The sequence below is a fragment of the Kribbella sp. CA-294648 genome (assembly GCF_050943845.1).
Taxonomy (GTDB): Bacteria; Actinomycetota; Actinomycetes; order Propionibacteriales; family Kribbellaceae; genus Kribbella.
Map to the genome: position 1 here is coordinate 1,449,124 of NZ_CP191981.1, position 18,671 is coordinate 1,467,794.

Below are 18,671 nucleotides of genomic sequence, written 5' to 3' on the forward strand. Positions count from 1 at the left end.
GACATTGACATCGAGGCCGCGGCTTGCGTCAATGGACTGGTCGTAGACCAATAGAATTGGGGAGTGACCGTGGCTGATGGCGGCAAGCTGAGTGTTGAGGGTCTGCGGGAGCTTGTCGCGGCCGGGCAGGTCGATACCGTGCTGGTGGCGATCACCGACATGCAGGGCCGGTTGCAGGGTAAGCGCTGCGGGGCCCGGTACTTCGTCGAGGAGGTGCTCGCGCACGGGACCGAGGGGTGCAACTACCTGCTCGCGGTCGACGTCGACATGAACACCGTCGAGGGCTACGAGATGTCCTCCTGGGAGCGCGGCTACGGCGACCTGCTGATGGCGCCCGACCTCGACACGCTCCGCCTGCTGCCCTGGCTCGAAGGCACCGCGCTCGTGCTCTGTGACGTCCAGTGGCTCGACGGCAGCCCGATGCCCGTGTCGCCGCGGCAGGTGCTCAAGCGGCAGCTCGACCGGCTGGCCGAGCTCGGGTTGCAGGCGTACGTCGGGACCGAGCTCGAGTTCATCGTCTTCAACGACACCTTCGAGTCCGCCTGGACCAAGACCTACAAGGATCTCGAGCCCGCCAACCAGTACAACGTCGACTACTCGCTGCTCGGCACCGCCCGGATCGAGCCGCTGCTGCGTGACATCCGCAACTCGATGGAGGGCGCCGGCCTGTACGTCGAGTCCGCCAAGGGCGAGTGCAACCTCGGCCAGCACGAGATCGCCTTCCGGTACGACGAGGCGCTGGCCACCTGCGACAACCACTCGATCTACAAGACCGGGGCCAAGGAGATCGCGGCCAAGCACGGCAAGAGCCTGACCTTCATGGCCAAGTACGACGAACGCGAGGGCAACTCGTGTCACATCCACCTGAGCTTCCGCAGTACCGACGGTACTGCGGTCTTGGCCGGTGACGGTGAGCACGGATTCTCCGAACTGATGGAGCGGTTCATCGCCGGCCAACTCGCTTGCTTGCCCGAGTTCACCTATCTGCTGGCGCCGAACATCAACTCCTACAAGCGTTTCGTACCGGGCAGCTTCGCGCCGACCGCTGTCGCTTGGGGGCTCGACAACCGCAGTTGTTCGCTGCGAGTCGTCGGGCACGGCGAGTCGCTCCGGGTGGAGAACCGCTTGCCGGGTGGCGACGTGAATCCGTACCTCGCCGTCGCCGCACTGATCGCCTCGGGTCTGCACGGGCTCGAGAACCAGTTGGAGATGGAGCCGATGCTGGAAGGCAACGCCTACACCTCGGACAAGCCGCACGTGCCGACCACTCTGCGCGAGGCGGCGGCCCTGTTCGGCGGTTCGAAGGTCGCGCGGGAAGCCTTCGGTGACGACGTCGTCGAGCACTACGTCAACGCGGCCCGCGTCGAGCTGGACGCCTACGACGCGGCGGTGACCGACTGGGAGCGGATCCGTGGCTTCGAGCGCCTCTAGGCCGCGGATCGGCATCACGACGTACCTCGAGCCGACGAGCTGGGGAGTCTGGCAGCGCGAAGCCGCCATCCTCCCGCGCGTCTACCTCGACTCCGTCGTCGCGGCCGGCGGCGTACCGCTGCTCCTCCCGCCCGTCGGCACCGATCCCTCAGTCCTGGACATCCTCGATGGCCTGATCATCGCCGGTGGGTGTGACGTCGACCCCGCCTCGTACGGCGCCGCGCCGCACCCCGAGACCGTCGACACCCGGCCGAGTCGCGACGAGCACGAGGCCGTCCTGATCAAGGCGGCTCTCGACGCGGATCTCCCGTTGCTCGCGATCTGCCGGGGACTCCAGATGCTCAACGTCACCCTCGGCGGCACCCTGCACCAACACCTGCCGGACTCGATCGCCCACCACGAGCACCGACCCAGCCCTGCCGTCTTCGGCCGGACCGAGGTGAAGGTCGAGCCGGACACCCTCACCGGCCGGCTCTTCGGCGAGCAGACCAGCGTGCACTGCTACCACCACCAAGCGCTGGCCGAAGTCGCCGCCGACCTGCAGGTGACCGCCAGAGCCGGCGACGGCACCGTAGAAGCGGCAGAGGTCGACGGCAAGACCTTTGCGCTCGGCGTCCAGTGGCATCCCGAGGAGAACCCCGAAGACCTGCGGCTGTTCGCCGCACTCGTTGCTGAAGGCAAGAAGAGGAGTCCGCGCCGGTGACGTACGACGTGATCAACCCCGCGACCGAGAAGGTTGTCCGCGGCATCGAGCTGGCCTCGGTCGAGCAGACCGATGCCGCCATCGCCCGGGCCACCGAAGCGTTCACCACCTGGCGCTCCGTCGCGCCGGCGGACCGCGGCCGGCTGCTCCGGCGCTTCGCCGACAAGGTCGACGCGGATCTGGAGAACCTTGCCCAGCTGGAGGTCGAGAACGCCGGCCACACGATCAGCAACGCGCGCTGGGAGGCCGGCAACGTCCGCGACGTCCTCACCTACTACTCCGCGGCGCCGGAACGGTTGTTCGGCCGGCAGATTCCTGTTGCCGGTGGCATCGATCTGACCTTCAAGGAACCACTCGGCGTGGTCGGCGTGATCGTGCCGTGGAACTTCCCGATGCCGATCGCCGGCTGGGGTTTCGCACCTGCCCTGGCTGCGGGCAACACGGTCGTGCTCAAGCCCGCCGAGCTGACCCCGTTGACCGCGATCCGCTTGGGCGAGCTTGCGCTGGAAGCCGGGATCCCACCGGGCGTCCTGGAGATCGTCCCCGGCGCCGGGACCGTGGTCGGCCAGCGGTTCGTGACGCATCCCGCGGTACGGAAGGTTGTGTTCACCGGGTCGACGGCGGTCGGTCAGCAGATCATGGCCGGCTGCGCGGACCAGGTGAAGCGGGTGACGCTCGAGCTCGGTGGTAAGTCGGCGAACATCGTCTTCGCCGACTCCGACCTGGCCAAGGCGGCCGCGCAGGCGCCGTACGGGGTGTTCGACAACGCCGGGCAGGACTGCTGCGCGCGGTCGCGGATCCTGGTCGAGCGGTCGGCGTACGACCGGTTCATGGAGCTGTTCGAGCCGGCCGTGCAGGGTGTGAAGGTCGGCGATCCGGCCGATCCCGCGACCGAGATGGGTCCGCTGATCTCCGCCAAGCAGCTGGAACGCGTCGCGAGCTACGTGCCGGACGGCGCGCCGGTCGCGTTCCGGGGCAGCGCGCCGAGCGGACCCGGGTACTGGTTCCCGCCGACCGTGCTCGCGCCGGTCTCACCCGACGACCGGGCCGCCCGTGAGGAGATCTTCGGGCCGGTCGTCACGGTAATCCCGTTCGAGGACGAGGCCGACGCGGTGCGGATCGCCAACGACTCGCAGTACGGGCTGTCGGGGTCGATCTGGACGCGGGACATCGGCCGTGCGCTGCGCGTGGGTCGCGGGGTCGAGGCGGGCAACCTGTCGATCAACTCGCATTCGTCGGTGCGCTACTCGACGCCGTTCGGCGGCTACAAGCAATCCGGGCTCGGCCGCGAACTCGGACCGGACGCGCTCGACGCGTTCACCGAAACCAAGAACATCTACATCACCACGGAGGACTGAATGGACGTCAAGGCAACCCGTCTGGAGGGCCGGGTCGCGGTTGTCACCGGCGGCGCGAGCGGGATCGGCCTCGCCTCGGTCCGCCGGCTCGCGGCCGAGGGCGCGAAGGTGGTCGTCGGCGACGTCGACCCCGCGGCCGGGAAGGCGACCGCCGACGAGGTCGGCGGGCTGCTCGTGCAGACCGACGTGACCAACGACGCGGATGTCGAGAACCTGTTCAAGCAGGCGTGCGACACCTTCGGCAGCGTCGACATCGCCTTCAACAACGCGGGCATCTCGCCGCCGGAGGACGGCTCGATCCTGGAGACCGGCCTGGAGGCGTGGCGCAAGGTGCAGGAGGTCAACCTGACCTCGGTCTACCTGTGCTGCAAGCACGTCATCCCGTACATGCAGCGCCAGGGCAAGGGCTCGATCATCAACACGGCCTCGTTCGTCGCCGTGATGGGCGCCGCCACCTCGCAGATCTCGTACTCCGCCTCGAAGGGCGGCGTGCTCGCGATGAGCCGCGAACTCGGCGTCGAGTTCGCCCGGCAGGGGATCCGGGTCAACGCGTTGTGTCCCGGCCCGGTCAACACGCCGTTGCTGAAGGAACTCTTCGCCAAGGACGCGGAGCGTGCGCAGCGCCGGCTGGTGCACGTCCCGATGGGCCGGTTCGGCGAGCCCGAGGAGATCGCCGCCGCCGTCGCCTTCCTGGCGAGCGACGACTCGTCCTTCATCACCGCCAACACGTTCCTGGTCGACGGCGGCATCTCGGGCGCGTACGTCACCCCGCTCTAACCTGGGGCAACGCAACGGGGAAAGTAGGTGGCAGGGTGGCAACTGCGGACGAGGCGGTGTTCCGGCCGGTACGGGCCGGCAACCCGTTCGAGGAGACGGTCGAGCGGTTGCTGCAGGCAATCAAGCTCGGCGTCGTCGGGCCGGGTGAGCGGCTGCCCGCCGAACGCGACCTGGCCGCCCGGCTGAACGTCAGCCGGGTCACCCTGCGCGAGGCGATCAAGGCGCTGACGGACGCCGGGTACGTCGAGTCCCGCCGCGGCCGGTACGGCGGGACGTTCGTCAACGAGCAGTTGCCCAAACCCCGCCGGGTGAGCGCCAAACAGCTCACCCGGGAGCTCGGCGCCGGAGTCGACGACGCCCTGGTACTCCGGTTCGCGCTGGAGACAGGTGCGGCCGAGGCCGCGGCGTCCCGCGAGCTGACCGACGCCGAGGCCGAGCACCTTCGGCGCTGCCTGGCCGAGACCTCGTCGGCCGGCCTGACCGACTACCGCAGGATGGATTCCCGCCTGCACCTGGCCATCGCCGAGGTGAGCGGCTCACCGTCGCTGACGTCCGCCACGGCCGACGTACGGATGCGGCTGAACGAGTTGCTGGACGCGATTCCCTTGCTGGCGGTCAATCTGGAGCACTCCAACGACCAGCACGACGCGATCGTGACCGCGATCCTGGCCGGCGATCCGGTCGCCGCCCGGCAGGCGATGCAGGAGCATCTGTCCGGCACGGCGGCCTTGCTCCGGGGCTTCCTGACCTGATTCCTTGACAGTGCGTGTGGCGCGTGTCTCAATGGTCCGCAAAGGTCTGCTGGAAGACCATTGGGAGGCATTCGTGAGCACGGACCGGTCCGACGACGAAAAGCGGCTGCACCAGCTGGGTTACGCCCAGGAACTCTCCAGGACGATGTCGGGGTTCTCGAACTTCGCCGTCTCCTTCACGATCATCTCGATCCTGTCCGGCTGCCTGACCCTGTACGGCTTCGGGATGAACACCGGCGGCCCGGTGATGATCATCTGGGGCTGGCCGATCGTCGGGCTGATGACGCTGCTGGTCGGACTGGCGATGGCCGAGGTCTGCTCGAGCTACCCGACCGCCGGCGGCCTGTACTACTGGTCGGCCAAGCTGGCACCGTCGAACGGCGCCGCCTGGGCCTGGTTCACCGGCTGGTTCAACTTCCTCGGCCAGGTCGCGGTCACCGCGGGGATCGACTTCGGCGCCGCGTTCTTCCTGAACGCGCTGCTGGACCTGCAGTTCGGCTTCAGTGCGACGCCGGGCCACACCATCTTGCTGTTCGGCATCATCCTGCTGGTGCACGCGCTGCTGAACTCGGTCGGCGTGAAACTGGTCGCCCGGCTCAACGACATCAGCGTCTGGTGGCACATCGTCGGCGTCGTCTTCATCGTCGCGATCCTGGCCTTCGTGCCGGACCGTCACCAGTCGGCCGACTTCGTCTTCACCGAGTTCGTCAACAACACCGGCTGGGGCTCGACCTTCTACGTCGCGCTGCTCGGCCTGCTGCTCGCGCAGTACACCTTCACCGGGTACGACGCGTCCGCGCACATGACCGAGGAGACCCACGACGCGGCCCGGTCGGGCCCGCGCGGCATTGTGATGTCCATCCTGGTCTCGCTGGTGGCCGGCTGGGTGCTGCTGATCGGCCTGACCTTCGCGATCCAGAGCTACGACGGCGCGCTCGGCAGCGAGACCGGCGTACCGCCCGCGCAGATCTTCATCGACGCGGTCGGCGTCTCGCTCGCCAAGGTGCTGCTGCTGGTCGTGGTCGGGGCGCAGCTGTTCTGCGGGATGTCGTCGATGACGGCCAACTCGCGGATGATCTACGCGTTCTCCCGTGACGGCGCGCTGCCGGCCTCGAGCTTCTGGCACAAGATCAACCCGAAGACCCGGACGCCCACCAACGCGATCTGGCTGGCCGGGGCCGGCGCCTTCCTGCTCGGCCTGCCGTACCTGTGGAACGCGACGGCGTACGCCGCGGTCACCTCGATCGCGGTGATCGGGCTCTACATCGCCTACGTGATGCCGACCTTCCTGCGGCTGCTGCAAGGGGACCGGTTCGAGCCCGGACCGTGGCACCTGGGCCGCTGGAGCCGGCCGATCGGTGTGATTGCGGTCACGTGGGTCCTCTTCATCACCGTGCTGTTCATGCTGCCGCAGGTCAGCCCGGTCGGCCCGAAGACCTTCAACTACACCCCGATCGCGGTCCTGGTCGTGCTCGGTTTCGCCGGTCTGTGGTGGCTGATCTCGGCCCGGCACTGGTTCACCGGCCCCAAGGTGCAGGGATCCGAGGAGGAACTGGCCGCGATCGAACGCGACCTCGACTCGATCTGAGCCAGCCCGTGGCACTGACCCGGCTTCCGGTGGAAGCCGGGTCAGCGCTGTGCCGGGGCACTGGTGTGCCACTGTCTCGTTTCGGCGAGTTTTGACTGAAGCGCCGTGAAAATGCGCAATCGTGGGCCAACTGCACGTTTCAACAGGTGGATGACGAGCTAGTGGCCTGGCGATCTCCATATGTGACACTCGCCGTGTCCATTGGCACTCGACTGTGATGTCGGCGAATGTAATCCTTCGGGGAGAATGTGGATCGATGACTGACGACGAGCTGGTCGGGCGCGCCGGACTGGTCGAGCGTGCCAAGAAGCAGCTCGCGACCAGCGGCAGCGTGCTGCTCTATGGCCCGACCGGGATCGGCAAGTCCGCCACCGGCCGGGCACTGGTTGCTGACCGCGCCAAGGCCGGCTGCCGCGTGCTGAGCGCCGCGCCCTCCCAGAGCGAGGCCGGTCTGCCGTACGTCACGCTCCTCGACCTGCTCTCCAACCAGCTGGAGCTGGCTTGGCAGGTGCTGCCCGACCACCTCCGTCAGCCGCTCGAGGTGGCCTTGCTCAAGGCAAGCGCTCCCGACACAGTCCGCGACGAGCTGGCCGTGCGACTCGCAGTACTGCACGTACTGCGCCGCCTGGCGACCGCGGGCCCGGTGCTACTGGTTGTGGACGACATCCAGTGGGTGGACCCGTCCAGCCTCGAAGTACTGACCTTCTGCGCCCGGCGGCTGACCGATGGCGTCCAGATGCTCGCCACGGAGCAGGTTGCCGACGGCGACCTGCCGGTGATGGCTGAGGCGTGCCCGGAGCCTGTGCTGCAGCTGGAGGTCCCGCCGCTCACCGAGGCCGACGTACTGGCTCTGCTCCGCAACAGACTCTCCAGCCCCCTCCCGGTCCGTACTGCGCGCCGCATCTTCACCGCGAGCGCCGGCAACCCGTTCATGGCGCTGGAGCTCGGCCGGGCCATCCTGCGTCACCCGCAGGGCGTCTCGCCGAACGACCCGCTGCCCGTGTCCAGCCGCCTCAAGACGCTGCTGGGGGACCGGCTCGCCGACCTCACCCCGGCGACGTACGAGCTGCTGCTGCATGCCGCCTCCTCGCCGCGCCCGACGACCAATCAGCTCGCCCAGTCGCTCAAACGTCCCGTCGACGCGGAGCTGGCCGAGGCAGAAGCGCTCGGGATCGTCGATGTGTCATCGGAGCGGCTGCGGTTCTCCCACCCGCTGCTCAGAGAGTTCGTCTACGCCGAAGCGACGTCCGCGGCGCGGCGGCAGGCACACGCCCAGCTGGCCGCGGTGGTGGACGAGCCGGTCGAGAACGCGACGCACCGGGCGCTGGCGACGCAGGAGGCCGACACCGAACTGGCCGCGACGATCGAGGCCGCTGCTGTTGTTGCCGGCGGCCGCGGGGCACTCGGAGCCGCCGCGACCCTCTGGCGACTCGCTGCGGAGCGCACACCGGTCCGTGAGCAGGACGACCGAGCCAGGCGACTCTCCAGCGCAGCAGACGCGGCAGCTGCGGCCGGCCACCTGGTGGAGTCCGCAGAGATGGCGCGGCTCGCAGTACAGGCTGCTACTCGGCCGGAGACCAAGGTGGCGGCCCTGCTGCTCCTGGTGGACGCAGCATGGCCTGAGCGGGAGCACAGGATCGCTCTCCTCGCCGAAGCCTTCGAGGCGGCGGCGGGTGATCCGCAACTCGAAGCACGGGTTCGGATCCTGCGCAGCAACAGCGCGTACTTCGACCGTCGGCTCGACGACGCCCAGGCTGACGCGCAGGAGGCCGAGAGGCTTGCTCGCGAGTGTGGTGACGTCGAGGCACTGGTCGACGCTCTGAGTGCGTCCAGCACCGTGCAGATCGCCCGTGGCGGCGAGCAGACCTCCGACGACCTGCTGGAGCAGGCCGCCGAGTTGGCCCGTGGCTTGCCGCTCACCAAGGCGGTGGTGAACGCCCGGCAGATGGCGGCGATGCGTGAACTGTTCCGCGGCCGGACAGGCGAGGCGATCGAGCAGATCAGCGCGCTGGTCGAGGAAGTACGGGCTGGTGGCGCGGTCCGCTGGCTGGCTTCGGTGCTGGTCTCCGCGACGGCCATCTACGAGCGCAGCGGCCGCGGCGCCGACGCGCTGGCCGCCGGTCACGAGTGCTACCAGCTCATGCAGGACCTGGGCGACGAGCCCGAGGTCGGGCTGGTCGTTGCCTGCCGCGCCGAATGGGCCGGCGGCACGGCCACGATGGCGCGCGAGCTGGCCGAGGCGGCGCTTGAGGGCTGCCGGCTGGTCGGCAACGAGGAGTGGACCGGCCCGGCGCTCACCGGCGTAGGCATCATCGGCGTACTGACCGGCGACCCGCAGCGGGCGGTTGAGGCGTTCGATGCGATCGCGGAGTCGGGTGAGGCCGCGATGCCCTACGACCCGGCCGTGATCCCGTGGCACGCGGACTACGCGGAGGCTCTGGTTGCTGCTGGGCGGCTGGATGACGCCGCCGCGCTGATCGCGGAGATCCGGGAGCGGGCCGAGCGGCTCGACCGATCCGTCGTACTGGTCGGGCTGGCGCGTTCGGAGGCGCTGCTGATCGCCAAGCAGGGCGATCCGGCCGCGGCGCTGGATCTGCTCGAGAAGACGATCAATACGGCCGGCGATCACGTCTACCCACTGGATCTGGCCCGCTGCGAGCTGACGCGCGGCCGGGTGGCCCGGCAGGCTCGCCGTCGATCGGTGGCACGGACCGCGTTCCTGGATGCCATCGAGCAGTTCGAGGCGTACGGCGCTCCCGCCTGGCGTGAGGTGGCCGAGACGGAGCTCGCGCGGCTCGACGTACCGAGCCGGAGCCGGCTGCCGTCCGAGCTGACCGACAACGAGCTGCAGATCGTCGCGATGGTCCGCGACGGCTCCACCAACCGCGAGATCGCCGCCGCCCTCTACCTGAGCGTCAAGGCGGTCGAGTCGCAGCTGACCAGGCTCTACCGCCGCTTCGGCGTCGCCAACCGCACCCAGCTCCTCCGCACCGTCGACCGCGGGAATTAAGCGATCGGGGAGACTGGTCCGGTGAAACTCGAACGCAAGCATGCTCTCGTCCTGCTCGGGATCGCCGTCTGGAACGTCGTCACCTACGTGACGTTCATCAAGAACCTGGCCGCCACCAACGGCCGCCCGACCGGGTACTACGTGGCGCACACCGTCCTGATCGTGGTGAACCTCGGCATCGCCGGCCTGCTCGGCAGGTGGGGCTACCGCGCGCTCAAGGCCGAGCGAACCGCGACGGACTGACCCCGAGCATCTTCCGGAAGTGCCGGGTCAGGTGCGACTGGTCGTAGAACCCGGCCAGTACTGCGACCTCCGCCGCCGGCCGCCCTTCCAGCAGATACCGCCTGGCCAGGTCGACCCGTCGCCCGGTCAGGTAGCGGTGCGGCGGCATTCCGTATTCGCGGCTGAACGCGCGCACCAGATGCGCCGGGTGCGCGTGCACGACCTTCGACGCCTCGTCGAGGGTGAGCCCGGCCGGCAGCTGCTCGTCGAGGAGTTCCCGCAGCTTCGCGGCGACTCCGGGGTCGCGGCGATCCGGCGGGGCGACGACCTGCTGGCGCAGATGCTGCTGCAGACGCTCCTCAATCAGCGTGAGCCGACTCTGCGCCTCGAGGTCCTCCCGCCCATCGACCAGTACGCCGTGCAGCTGGTGCAGGCGGCGTCGTAGTACGGGATCGAGGTACTCCGGCTGGTCGACCGCTGCGCCGCTCAGGCCTTCGCCACCCAGGCGGTCCGGCTCTAGGTAGAGCACGCGCTTGCGGAAACCGCCGGGGTGGACCGAGCGGCCGTCGTGCGGGACGTTCGGCGGCAGCAGCGAGACCTGGGCCTGCGTCAGGCCGTGCTCGCGGTGGTCCAGGTCGTAGCGGATGACGCCCTCGTCCACGATCAGCACGGTCCACGCGTCGTGCGTGTGGCTCGGATAGGCGTGCGACGGGAAGTGGGCGTGCAGCACTTCGACGACACCGTCGATCGCCGGCCTCCAGGCCTCGACCTGCGCCCCGCTGCTCACACGTCAGAACATACCCTCGGGTGATGAACTGCGAAGGGGAGACGGCGTGAAGGTCTACATCAGCGCGGACATGGAAGGCATCACCGGACTCGTCGACGCCGAGGACGTGCAGCCGGGTGGGCGCGACTACGAGCGCGGCCGGGTGATGATGACCGAGGACGTCAACGCGGCCGTCCGCGGGGCCTTCGCGGGCGGGGCGTCGGTGGTCCTGGTCAACGACGCCCACGGCCCGATGCGGAACCTGCTGCCCGACCTGCTCGACCCGCGGGTGACGCTGATCAAGGGCCGGCCCAAACCGATGGGCATGATCGAGGGCCTGACCCCGGAGTACGACGCCGTGGTCTGCGTCGGCTTCCACGCCCGGGCGGGCGTCCTCGGAGTCCTCAGCCACAGCTTCATGGGTCACGAGATCGAGGACATCTGGCTCGATGACCGCGTGGTCGGCGAGATCGGTCTCCTGCACGCCACCGCAGCCGCGTACGGCGTACCGGTGGCGCTGCTGACCGGTGACGACGCCGCCTGCGCCGAGATGACCGCCTGGGACCCGTCGGTGGCAACCGTCCCGGTCAAGTTCGCCAAGGACCGCTTCGCCGCTCAACTGGTCCCCGTTGCCGAAGCGCGCGCCGCCATCGAGTCGGCCACCGAAACAGCCCTCCGCACCCCGAGAGCCACCCCAACCGTCAACCGCACCACCCACCGCCTGGCCGTCCGCTGGCAGAACGCCTCCGTCGCCTCTCACCTCCCCGCCATCCCCGGCATCACCCGCACCGACGACCGCACCATCACCGTCGAAGCCCCGATGCCCGACCTGTACCGCCTCTTCTGCCTCTTCCTCCGAGTAGCCACCGCCATCACCTCCAACCCGCCGTACTGCTGATCGCTACCGGTTGAGCAGCAGCCGTACGGCGGAGGGCAACGCGCGACCGAGGGCGAGGTAGTTCCAGGCTCGCTGGAAGTTGTCCTTGGGCCGGTTCGGCGCGGGGAAGTGTCGACGCAGGCGGAAGGCCAGCGTGGTGATGACCGCCTGGCCGACGGCGAACAACACGACGCCGACGGTCATCGCCGCCCCGGAGCCGCCGGTGAGCTGGTTGTACAAGACCACGATCACGCCGACCAGCCAGAGCAGGAATCCCACCACGTACGCCGCCCCGAGCACGCGCGCCTTCGGTTCTCTCGACCAGTCCATGCGCGCCAGTATGCGTTAAGAACGTACAAGCCCGGGCGATGGCGTAGCGGGCAGATTTGAGGTTGTGGACAACGATGCTGAGTTGGTTCGGTTCGATACGAAGATTGCTGTGTTGCTGCGGGACGATCTGGCGAGTTGGCAGCGGTTGAACGTGACGGCGTTTCTGGTGAGTGGGATCGCGGCGACGCAGCCGGAGCTGGTGGGGGAGGCGTACGAGGACGCCGACGGGACGCGGTACCTGCCGATGTTCCGTCAGCCGGTGCTGGTGTTCGAGGGGGCGAAGGAGTTCATGGCGGTGGCCCATCAGCGGACGCTCGGCCGGGGGATCGCGCACTCGATCTTCACTCAGGACTTGTTTGCTACCGGCAACGATCGTGACAACCGCGCGGCGGTGAAAGCGGTCCAGCAGGGCCAGCTCGATCTGGTCGGGCTGGCCCTGCATGGTCCGAAGAACGCGGTCGACAAGATCCTCAAGGGCTCCCGCATGCATCCCTAGCGGGGTTCGAACGTCTTCCAGGTCTTGCCGAGGTCGGTGCTGGTGGCGATCGACCCCGACTCGCCGCTCGCGACGTAGAGGAGGTCGTCGTCGCCACGCAGTTCGACAGCGTCCTTGGGAGCGGTGGCCACCACTTCGCCGTTCAGCCGGACCAGCTTGCCCTTCTCCAGCAGCAGGACGCTGCCGTCGTTGAGGGCGACCGGTGGCCTGGTCCAGGTGCGCTCCCTGGGAGCGCTGGTCGTCCAGGTCTCTCCCTGGTCGGTCGAGAGCTTCATCCGGACCGGGCCGCCGGTGGTAATTCCCAGGGTGAAGGTGACGGCAGTGCGACCGTCGGCGCTGACCCCGACACCGCCGGCCGAGTCGAGCGAATCGACCAGCGCCTTGCTCCAGTTCCGGCCGCCGTCGTCGGTCCACAGGACGTAACTCGCCTTGCCCTGGTTGCCGGTCAGCCACCAACGGCCGGTGCCGTCCTGAACCGTGCCCGAGAAGTTGTCCGTCCCCTTGATCTCCAGTTTCCGCAGAGTGCCCTCGTCCGGATTGAGGATCCACGGCACGTGCTCGTGGGTCACTTCGAACACCAGCGTCTCGTTCTCGGCGAACGTCGTGGTCGGCGCGGCCCAGCGCAGCTTCTTCTCGACCTTGCCCTCGGCGGTCAGCCGGACCATCAGCGCGTGGGCCCAGCTCGGGTCCTTCTGGTCCCCTTCCCCCTTGGGTCCGGACACCGCGGCGGGGTCGTCGCCGAGCTCGAGCGCCGAGAACCACATGTCCCGCACCGGCGTAGTGGTCCGGACTCCGTCCCGGCTCAGCACGGCCGCATAGCGCTGCTTCTCACCGGTAGAGCCGTCCCACGAGGACACCCAGCTGTTGGGGCCGGCGAAGACGACCTCTGCCAGGCGCGCGTCGCCGGCCACCAGCTTCTCGGCCGCCTGGTCGACAGCGATCGGCTTGGTGATGCCCGCCGCCGGGGGCTTCTCGGTGCCGGTGACGTTGCCGAGGGGGAGAAGGGCGGCTGCTACCGCGATCGTCACCGCCGCAACGACTCCCGCGCCGGTGAGTGTCTGCCGACGGCGGCGACGGCGGATACCCCGGTGCTCCAGCTGTTCGAACGGCACTGGCTCGACGCTCTCCTGGACTTCCCAGGACAGTTCTTTCAGTTCAGACATGGTTGACCTCCTCGGCGTCGTCGGCGAACTCGTGGACCAGCGGGGCCAGCCGCGCCCGGCCCCTGGTCAGGCGGGCCTTGATGGTGCCTTCGGCGACTCCCAGCTGCGCTGCGATCTCGCGGATCGGCAGGTCGACGATGTGGTGCAGCGCAATCGCCTCGCGCTGTTCGTAGGGCAGTTGCCGCAGCGCGTCGACCAGCGCCACCCGGTCGGCGGACATCCCGGTCGTGGTCGTCACCGGGGCCGGCTGGCGGGACAGCAACCCGTGGAAACGCGTTGCCCGGCGGTAGCGGCTGCGTAGTACGTTCAGCGCGACCGTCCGGAGCCAGGCTTCCTGGTTGTCGATCTGGGCGAACCGCCGCGGCTTCTCCACCGCCCGGACGAACGCCTCCTGGACGGCGTCCTCGGCTTCCCCCCGGTTGCCGCACACAGCGAAAACCTGCCCGACCAGTCGCCGGTAACACCCCTCGTACAGCTCCCGCACCGTTTCCTCGTCAGCCATCACCACTCCCCAGTAGGTCTTTTCCCAACAACTCCTGGGCGGCGGATCCGGTTGCACCCTCAACGCAAAACGTCCGGAGAACCCCGTCGAAGGGCTCTCCGGACGCTCAAACGTTGCAGGATCAGACGCGGCGGAAGATCAGTGCGCGCTTGACCTCCTGGATCGCCTTGGTGACCTCGATACCGCGCGGGCAGGCGTCGGTGCAGTTGAAGGTGGTCCGGCAGCGCCAGACGCCCTCCTTGTCGTTCAGGATCTCCAGCCGCTGCTCGGTGCCCTCGTCCCGGCTGTCGAAGATGAACCGGTGCGCGCCGACGATCGCCTGCGGACCGAAGTACTGGCCGTCGGACCAGAAGACCGGGCAGGACGTCGTACAGGCGGCGCAGAGGATGCACTTGGTGGTGTCGTCGAAGCGCTCCCGGTCGGCCTGCGACTGGATCCGCTCCCGGCTCGGCTCGTGGCCGTCGGTGACCAGGAACGGCATGATCGCGCGGTAGGCGTCGAAGAACGGCTCCATGTCGACGACCAGGTCCTTGAGCACCGGCAGGCCCTTGATGGGCTCGACGGTGATCTCCTTCTCCGGGTTCAGGTCCTTGATCAGCGTCTTGCAGGCCAGCCGGTTGCGGCCGTTGATCCGCATCGCGTCCGAACCGCAGACACCGTGCGCGCAGGACCGGCGGAAGGTCAGCGTGCCGTCCTGCTCCCACTTGATCTTGTGCAGCGCGTCCAGCACCCGGTCGCCGGGCAGCAGCGTGACCGAGTAGGTCTTCCACTCGGACTCGTCGAGCACCTCGGGGTTGTACCGAAGGATCTTGACCTTGACGTCCATCAGTACTTCCGCTCCATCGGCTTGTAGCGAGTCTGCACGACCGGCTTGTAGTCGAGCCGGATGTTCACGTTGCCCTCGGCATCGATCGTCCGGTAGGCCATGGTGTGCCGCATGAAGTTCACGTCGTCACGCTTGTCGTAGTCCTCCCGGAAGTGCCCGCCGCGAGACTCCTTGCGCGCCAGCGCCGACACCACCAGTACTTCGGCCAGGTCGATCAGGAAGCCCAGTTCGACGGCTTCCAGCAGGTCGGTGTTGAACCGCTTGCCCTTGTCCTGGACCGCGACGTTCGCGAACCGGACCTTGAGCGCCTCGATGTCGGACAGCGCCTGCTTGAGCGAGCCCTCGGTCCGGTACACCTGCGCGTTGATGTCCATCGTGGCCTGCAGATCGGTCCGGATCGCGGCCACCCGCTCCTCGCCGGTGGCGGTCCGCATGCCCTCGATCAGGTCGACCACGAAGGTCTCCGGTGCGTCCGGGAGCTCCTCGAAGTCCGCGGTCTCGGCGTACTCCGCGGCAGCGATGCCGGCCCGCCGGCCGAACACGTTGATGTCCAGCAGCGAGTTGGTCCCGAGCCGGTTGGCGCCGTGGACCGAGACGCACGCGACCTCGCCCGCGGCGTACAGGCCGGGGATGACGTCGGTGTTGTTGGCCAGCGCCTCGCCCTTGATGTTGGTCGGGATGCCGCCCATCGCGTAGTGCGCGGTCGGGAACACCGGGATCTGCTCGGTGTACGGCTCGACGCCGAGATAGGTCCGGGCGAACTCGGTGATGTCCGGCAGCTTCGCGTCGATGTGCGCGGGCTCCAGGTGGGTCAGGTCGAGCATCACGTACGCGCCGTCCGGGCCACAGCCCCGGCCTTCCCGTACTTCGTTCGCCATCGCCCGGGCCACCATGTCGCGCGGCGCGAGGTCCTTCACGGTCGGCGCGTACCGCTCCATGAAGCGCTCGTTGTCCTTGTTGCGCAGGATGCCGCCCTCACCACGGGCGGCCTCCGACAGCAGGACGCCGAGGCCGGCCAGGCCGGTCGGGTGGAACTGGAAGAACTCCATGTCCTCCAGCGGCAGGCCCTTGCGCCAGACGATGCCCATCCCGTCGCCGGTCAGCGTGTGCGCGTTCGAGGTGGTCCGGAAGACCTTGCCGAACCCACCCGAGGCGAACACGATCGACTTGGCCGAGAAGATGTGCAGCTCGCCGGTGGCCAGCTCGTAGGCGACCACGCCGGTCGCCTTGCCGGCCACCATCAGCAGGTCGAGCACGTAGAACTCGTTGAAGAACTCGACGTTCTGCTTGATGCACTGCTGGTAGAGCGTCTGCAGGATCATGTGACCGGTACGGTCGGCGGCGAAGCAGGAGCGGCGTACGACGGCCTCGCCGTGGTTGCGGGTGTGGCCGCCGAAGAACCGCTGGTCGATCTTGCCCTCGGCGGTCCGGTTGAACGGCAGGCCCATCTTCTCCAGGTCGAGGACCGCGTCGACGGCCTCGCGGCACATCACCTCGGCGGCGTCCTGGTCGACCAGGAAGTCACCACCCTTGACCGTGTCGAAGGTGTGCCACTCCCAGTTGTCCTCCTCGACGTTGGCCAGCGCGGCACACATGCCGCCCTGGGCCGCGCCGGTGTGCGACCGGGTCGGGTAGAGCTTGGTGAGCACCGCGGTCCGGGTCCGCTTGCTGGACTCCAGAGCGGCGCGCATACCCGCTCCGCCGGCGCCGACGATGACCACGTCGTACTGGTGGCGCTGCATCTGAGACTGTCCTTACTTGCAGACCGACAGCGTGCTGTGCGGGTCTAGGCAGGGGTCGAAGGTGAAGATGACCAGGGTGCCGAGCACGACGATCACGATCGAGGCGGTGATCAGCAGGCTCTTCAGCCAGAACCTCGTCTGGTCCTTCTCGGCGTAGTCGTTGATGATCGTGCGCATCCCGTTGGTGCCGTGCAGCATCGCCAGCCACAGCATCAGCAGGTCCCAGACCTGCCACAGCGGGTTGGCCCACTTACCGGCCACGAAGGCGAAGTCCAGCGCGGTGATCCCGCCGCCGAGCATCAGGTTGACGAACAGGTGGCCGAGCACCAGCACGACCAGGGCGAGCCCGGACAGCCGCATGAACAGCCAGCTGTAGAGCTCGAAGTTGGTCTGGCCGGACCGGTTGCGGCCGCCGCCCTTGAGCGAGCGGGACCGGGTGGACGAGCGCGGGGCTGCGATTTCGGACATGGTCACTCCCCGCCGAAGACGTGCATCAGGTGCCGGATCACGAACGGCACGAACAGGACGATCCAGACGACCCCGACGCCGATCATCAGCTTGCGCTGGTTGCGCGGGCCCTTGGCCCAGAAGTCGACCAGGATCAGCCGGATCCCGTTGAAGGCGTGGAACAGGATGGCCCCGACCAGACCGACCTCCATCAGGCCGACGATCGGGTTCTTGTAGGTGCCGATCACCTCGTTGTACGCCTCGGGGGAGACCCGGACGAGCGCGGTGTCGAGCACGTGCACGAGGAGGAAGAAGAAGATCCCGACGCCGGTGATCCTGTGCGCCACCCACGACCACATGCCCTCGTGACCGCGGTACAGCGTGCCGACTGGCTTGCTGGGCAAACCGATCCTCCGATCGGACGACGGATCAGAGCCGGTGGACGCGGCGACTCCGGGGCGTCTGGTCAGCACGGGTGTCGAGTTGATAGCAGAGGCCGCGATCGGCTCGGCCCGGAAGGGAACCAGACCGTTCTTGATGTTATCGCTGCCCCGCACCCGTTCTGCGCCGCTCTCATGTGAGATCGCTCTCGGCGAGATCCGGCGGCGTGGCGGCGGTCACGTCGCGCCTGACTTCGACCGCGCCTGACTCGGCCGCGTTTGACTCGACGGCGCTTGACTTCGACCGCTCTTGAAGTTGGAGCATCCAGTGGCCCGCCACGACCGGGGCCGATTGGACCCTGTGGGAGGGACCGGCCGGGGATTAGCGTGGGAGCGGCGACGAAAAATGACGCCGGCGACGCCGGGTGGAGAGGGGACGACAGTGAGTTTCTGGATCTGTGAGACCTGCGCGGTCGAGCACTCCGAGCAGGTCGAGGTCTGCGCGATCTGCGCCGACGAGCGACAGTGGGTGCCCGCCGACGGGCAGCACTGGACCACGCTCGAGGAGCTGTCGGCCGCGGGGTACAAGGTGGAGGTCAAGGAGGTCGAGCCCGGCCTGTACGGCGTGACGTCGACCCCGAGCGCCGGAATCGGCCAGCAGTCGATGCTGGTCCAGACCGCTGAGGGCAACCTGCTCTGGGACCCGATCGGGTACCTGGACGACGACGCCGTCGAGCAGGTCCGGGCCCTGGGCAACGTGGCCGCGATCATCGCGAGCCACCCGCACATGTACGGCGTACAGGTCGAGTGGAGCCACCGGCTCGGCGGCGTACCGGTCTATGTGTCCGAGGCCGACAAAGAATGGGTGGCGCGCCAGGACGAGGTGATCAGGACCTGGTCCGGCACCCTGGACCTGCTCCCCGGCGTCACCCTGATCCAGCCGGGCGGCCACTTCCCCGGCAGCGCCGTCGTGCACTGGGCAGAAGGTGCCGAGGGCAAGGGCGTGATCCTTGCCGGCGACACCATCTTCGCCAACCCCGACCGCACCTCGGTCAGCTTCATGCGCAGCTACCCGAACCGCATCCCGCTGTCCGGCGCAGTAGTCGACCGCGTAGCGAAGGCCCTCGACGTCTTCTCCTACGACCGCCTCTACGGCAACTTCGGCGCCTCCATCCCGGCCGACGCCCGCCAGGTAGTCCGCTCCTCCGCCGACCGCCACGCCGCCTGGGCCCGAGGCGACTACGACCACCTGACGTAGTACTGGTCAGTGTCTCTCCTAGCAGTCATCGGTCGATTGCCAG

The 18,671-nt window shown here is 68.3% G+C and carries 19 protein-coding genes; 11 read left to right on the forward strand and 8 right to left on the reverse strand.

Features of this window, described 5'->3' with window-relative positions:
- Positions 1–63: 63 nt before the first annotated feature.
- The 8 genes from ACQPYM_RS07085 (at position 64) to ACQPYM_RS07120 (ending at position 9,862) form a co-directional block, all read left to right on the forward strand.
- The gene (locus ACQPYM_RS07085) at positions 64–1,431 is read left to right on the forward strand and encodes a glutamine synthetase family protein (RefSeq protein WP_433016674.1); all 1,368 of its coding nucleotides are present in this window, start codon (positions 64–66) and stop codon (positions 1,429–1,431) included.
- A complete protein-coding gene (locus tag ACQPYM_RS07090) occupies positions 1,412–2,134 on the forward strand; it encodes a gamma-glutamyl-gamma-aminobutyrate hydrolase family protein (RefSeq protein WP_433016677.1) in 723 nt (240 codons plus the stop codon). The genes ACQPYM_RS07085 and ACQPYM_RS07090 overlap by 20 nt, the downstream gene beginning before the upstream one ends.
- On the forward strand, positions 2,131–3,492 hold the full coding sequence (locus ACQPYM_RS07095; protein WP_433016680.1) for an aldehyde dehydrogenase family protein: 1,362 nt from the start codon (positions 2,131–2,133) through the stop codon (positions 3,490–3,492). Before ACQPYM_RS07090 ends, ACQPYM_RS07095 begins: the two co-directional genes overlap by 4 nt.
- Positions 3,493–4,269, forward strand: a complete 777-nt coding sequence (locus ACQPYM_RS07100) for a 3-oxoacyl-ACP reductase (RefSeq protein WP_433016683.1) — start codon at positions 3,493–3,495, stop codon at positions 4,267–4,269. It abuts the gene before it with no gap.
- Positions 4,270–4,304: 35 nt separating this feature from the next.
- Positions 4,305–5,021, forward strand: coding sequence for a FadR/GntR family transcriptional regulator (locus ACQPYM_RS07105; protein WP_433016686.1), 717 nt, complete (start codon positions 4,305–4,307; stop codon positions 5,019–5,021).
- Between the two features lie 73 nt (positions 5,022–5,094).
- On the forward strand, positions 5,095–6,609 hold the full coding sequence (locus ACQPYM_RS07110; protein ID WP_433016689.1) for an amino acid permease: 1,515 nt from the start codon (positions 5,095–5,097) through the stop codon (positions 6,607–6,609).
- 256 nt (positions 6,610–6,865) lie between these two features.
- Complete coding sequence (locus ACQPYM_RS07115) at positions 6,866–9,619, forward strand: AAA family ATPase (RefSeq protein ID WP_433016692.1); 2,754 nt, start codon at positions 6,866–6,868, stop codon at positions 9,617–9,619.
- 21 nt (positions 9,620–9,640) lie between these two features.
- Positions 9,641–9,862: an SCO4848 family membrane protein gene (locus tag ACQPYM_RS07120; protein ID WP_433016695.1), complete on the forward strand. Its 222-nt coding sequence runs from the start codon at positions 9,641–9,643 to the stop codon at positions 9,860–9,862.
- On the opposite strand, the gene ACQPYM_RS07125 is transcribed toward ACQPYM_RS07120, so the two are convergent.
- Positions 9,834–10,628, reverse strand: coding sequence for a helix-turn-helix domain-containing protein (locus ACQPYM_RS07125; protein ID WP_433016697.1), 795 nt, complete (start codon positions 10,626–10,628; stop codon positions 9,834–9,836). The genes ACQPYM_RS07120 and ACQPYM_RS07125 overlap by 29 nt on opposite strands.
- Positions 10,629–10,674: 46 nt before the next feature.
- On the opposite strand from ACQPYM_RS07125, the gene ACQPYM_RS07130 reads away from it, so the two are divergent.
- On the forward strand, positions 10,675–11,505 hold the full coding sequence (locus tag ACQPYM_RS07130) for a M55 family metallopeptidase (protein WP_433016700.1): 831 nt from the start codon (positions 10,675–10,677) through the stop codon (positions 11,503–11,505).
- Positions 11,506–11,508: 3 nt separating this feature from the next.
- Here the strand turns inward: ACQPYM_RS07130 and ACQPYM_RS07135 are convergent, their stop codons facing one another.
- Positions 11,509–11,814: a hypothetical protein gene (locus ACQPYM_RS07135; protein WP_433016703.1), complete on the reverse strand. Its 306-nt coding sequence runs from the start codon at positions 11,812–11,814 to the stop codon at positions 11,509–11,511.
- A 64-nt stretch (positions 11,815–11,878) separates the two neighbouring features.
- Between ACQPYM_RS07135 and ACQPYM_RS07140 the strand changes: the two genes are divergently transcribed.
- Positions 11,879–12,310: a DUF2000 family protein gene (locus ACQPYM_RS07140; RefSeq protein WP_433016706.1), complete on the forward strand. Its 432-nt coding sequence runs from the start codon at positions 11,879–11,881 to the stop codon at positions 12,308–12,310.
- Here the strand turns inward: ACQPYM_RS07140 and ACQPYM_RS07145 are convergent.
- The 6 genes from ACQPYM_RS07145 to sdhC form a co-directional block, all read right to left on the reverse strand.
- A complete protein-coding gene (locus ACQPYM_RS07145; RefSeq protein ID WP_433016709.1) occupies positions 12,307–13,473 on the reverse strand; it encodes a WD40/YVTN/BNR-like repeat-containing protein in 1,167 nt (388 codons plus the stop codon). The genes ACQPYM_RS07140 and ACQPYM_RS07145 overlap by 4 nt on opposite strands.
- Positions 13,466–13,975 (reverse strand): RNA polymerase sigma factor, encoded by a 510-nt coding sequence (locus ACQPYM_RS07150; RefSeq protein WP_433016712.1) that lies wholly within the window; start codon positions 13,973–13,975, stop codon positions 13,466–13,468. The genes ACQPYM_RS07145 and ACQPYM_RS07150 overlap by 8 nt, the downstream gene beginning before the upstream one ends.
- Before the next feature lie 121 nt (positions 13,976–14,096).
- Complete coding sequence (locus ACQPYM_RS07155) at positions 14,097–14,801, reverse strand: succinate dehydrogenase iron-sulfur subunit (RefSeq protein WP_360284140.1); 705 nt, start codon at positions 14,799–14,801, stop codon at positions 14,097–14,099.
- The gene (sdhA, locus tag ACQPYM_RS07160; protein ID WP_433016716.1) at positions 14,801–16,543 is read right to left on the reverse strand and encodes a succinate dehydrogenase flavoprotein subunit; all 1,743 of its coding nucleotides are present in this window, start codon (positions 16,541–16,543) and stop codon (positions 14,801–14,803) included. Before sdhA ends, ACQPYM_RS07155 begins: the two co-directional genes overlap by 1 nt.
- A 12-nt stretch (positions 16,544–16,555) precedes the next feature.
- A complete protein-coding gene (locus tag ACQPYM_RS07165; protein WP_433016719.1) occupies positions 16,556–17,011 on the reverse strand; it encodes a succinate dehydrogenase hydrophobic membrane anchor subunit in 456 nt (151 codons plus the stop codon).
- 2 nt (positions 17,012–17,013) lie between these two features.
- Positions 17,014–17,547 carry a succinate dehydrogenase, cytochrome b556 subunit gene (gene sdhC / locus ACQPYM_RS07170; protein ID WP_433016722.1) on the reverse strand — a complete coding sequence of 178 codons (534 nt, stop codon included), beginning with the start codon at positions 17,545–17,547 and terminating at the stop codon, positions 17,014–17,016.
- Positions 17,548–17,812: 265 nt separating this feature from the next.
- Here sdhC and ACQPYM_RS07175 point away from each other — a divergent pair, with 265 nt between their 5' ends.
- Positions 17,813–18,628: an MBL fold metallo-hydrolase gene (locus tag ACQPYM_RS07175; RefSeq protein WP_433016724.1), complete on the forward strand. Its 816-nt coding sequence runs from the start codon at positions 17,813–17,815 to the stop codon at positions 18,626–18,628.
- Positions 18,629–18,671: the final 43 nt, after the last annotated feature.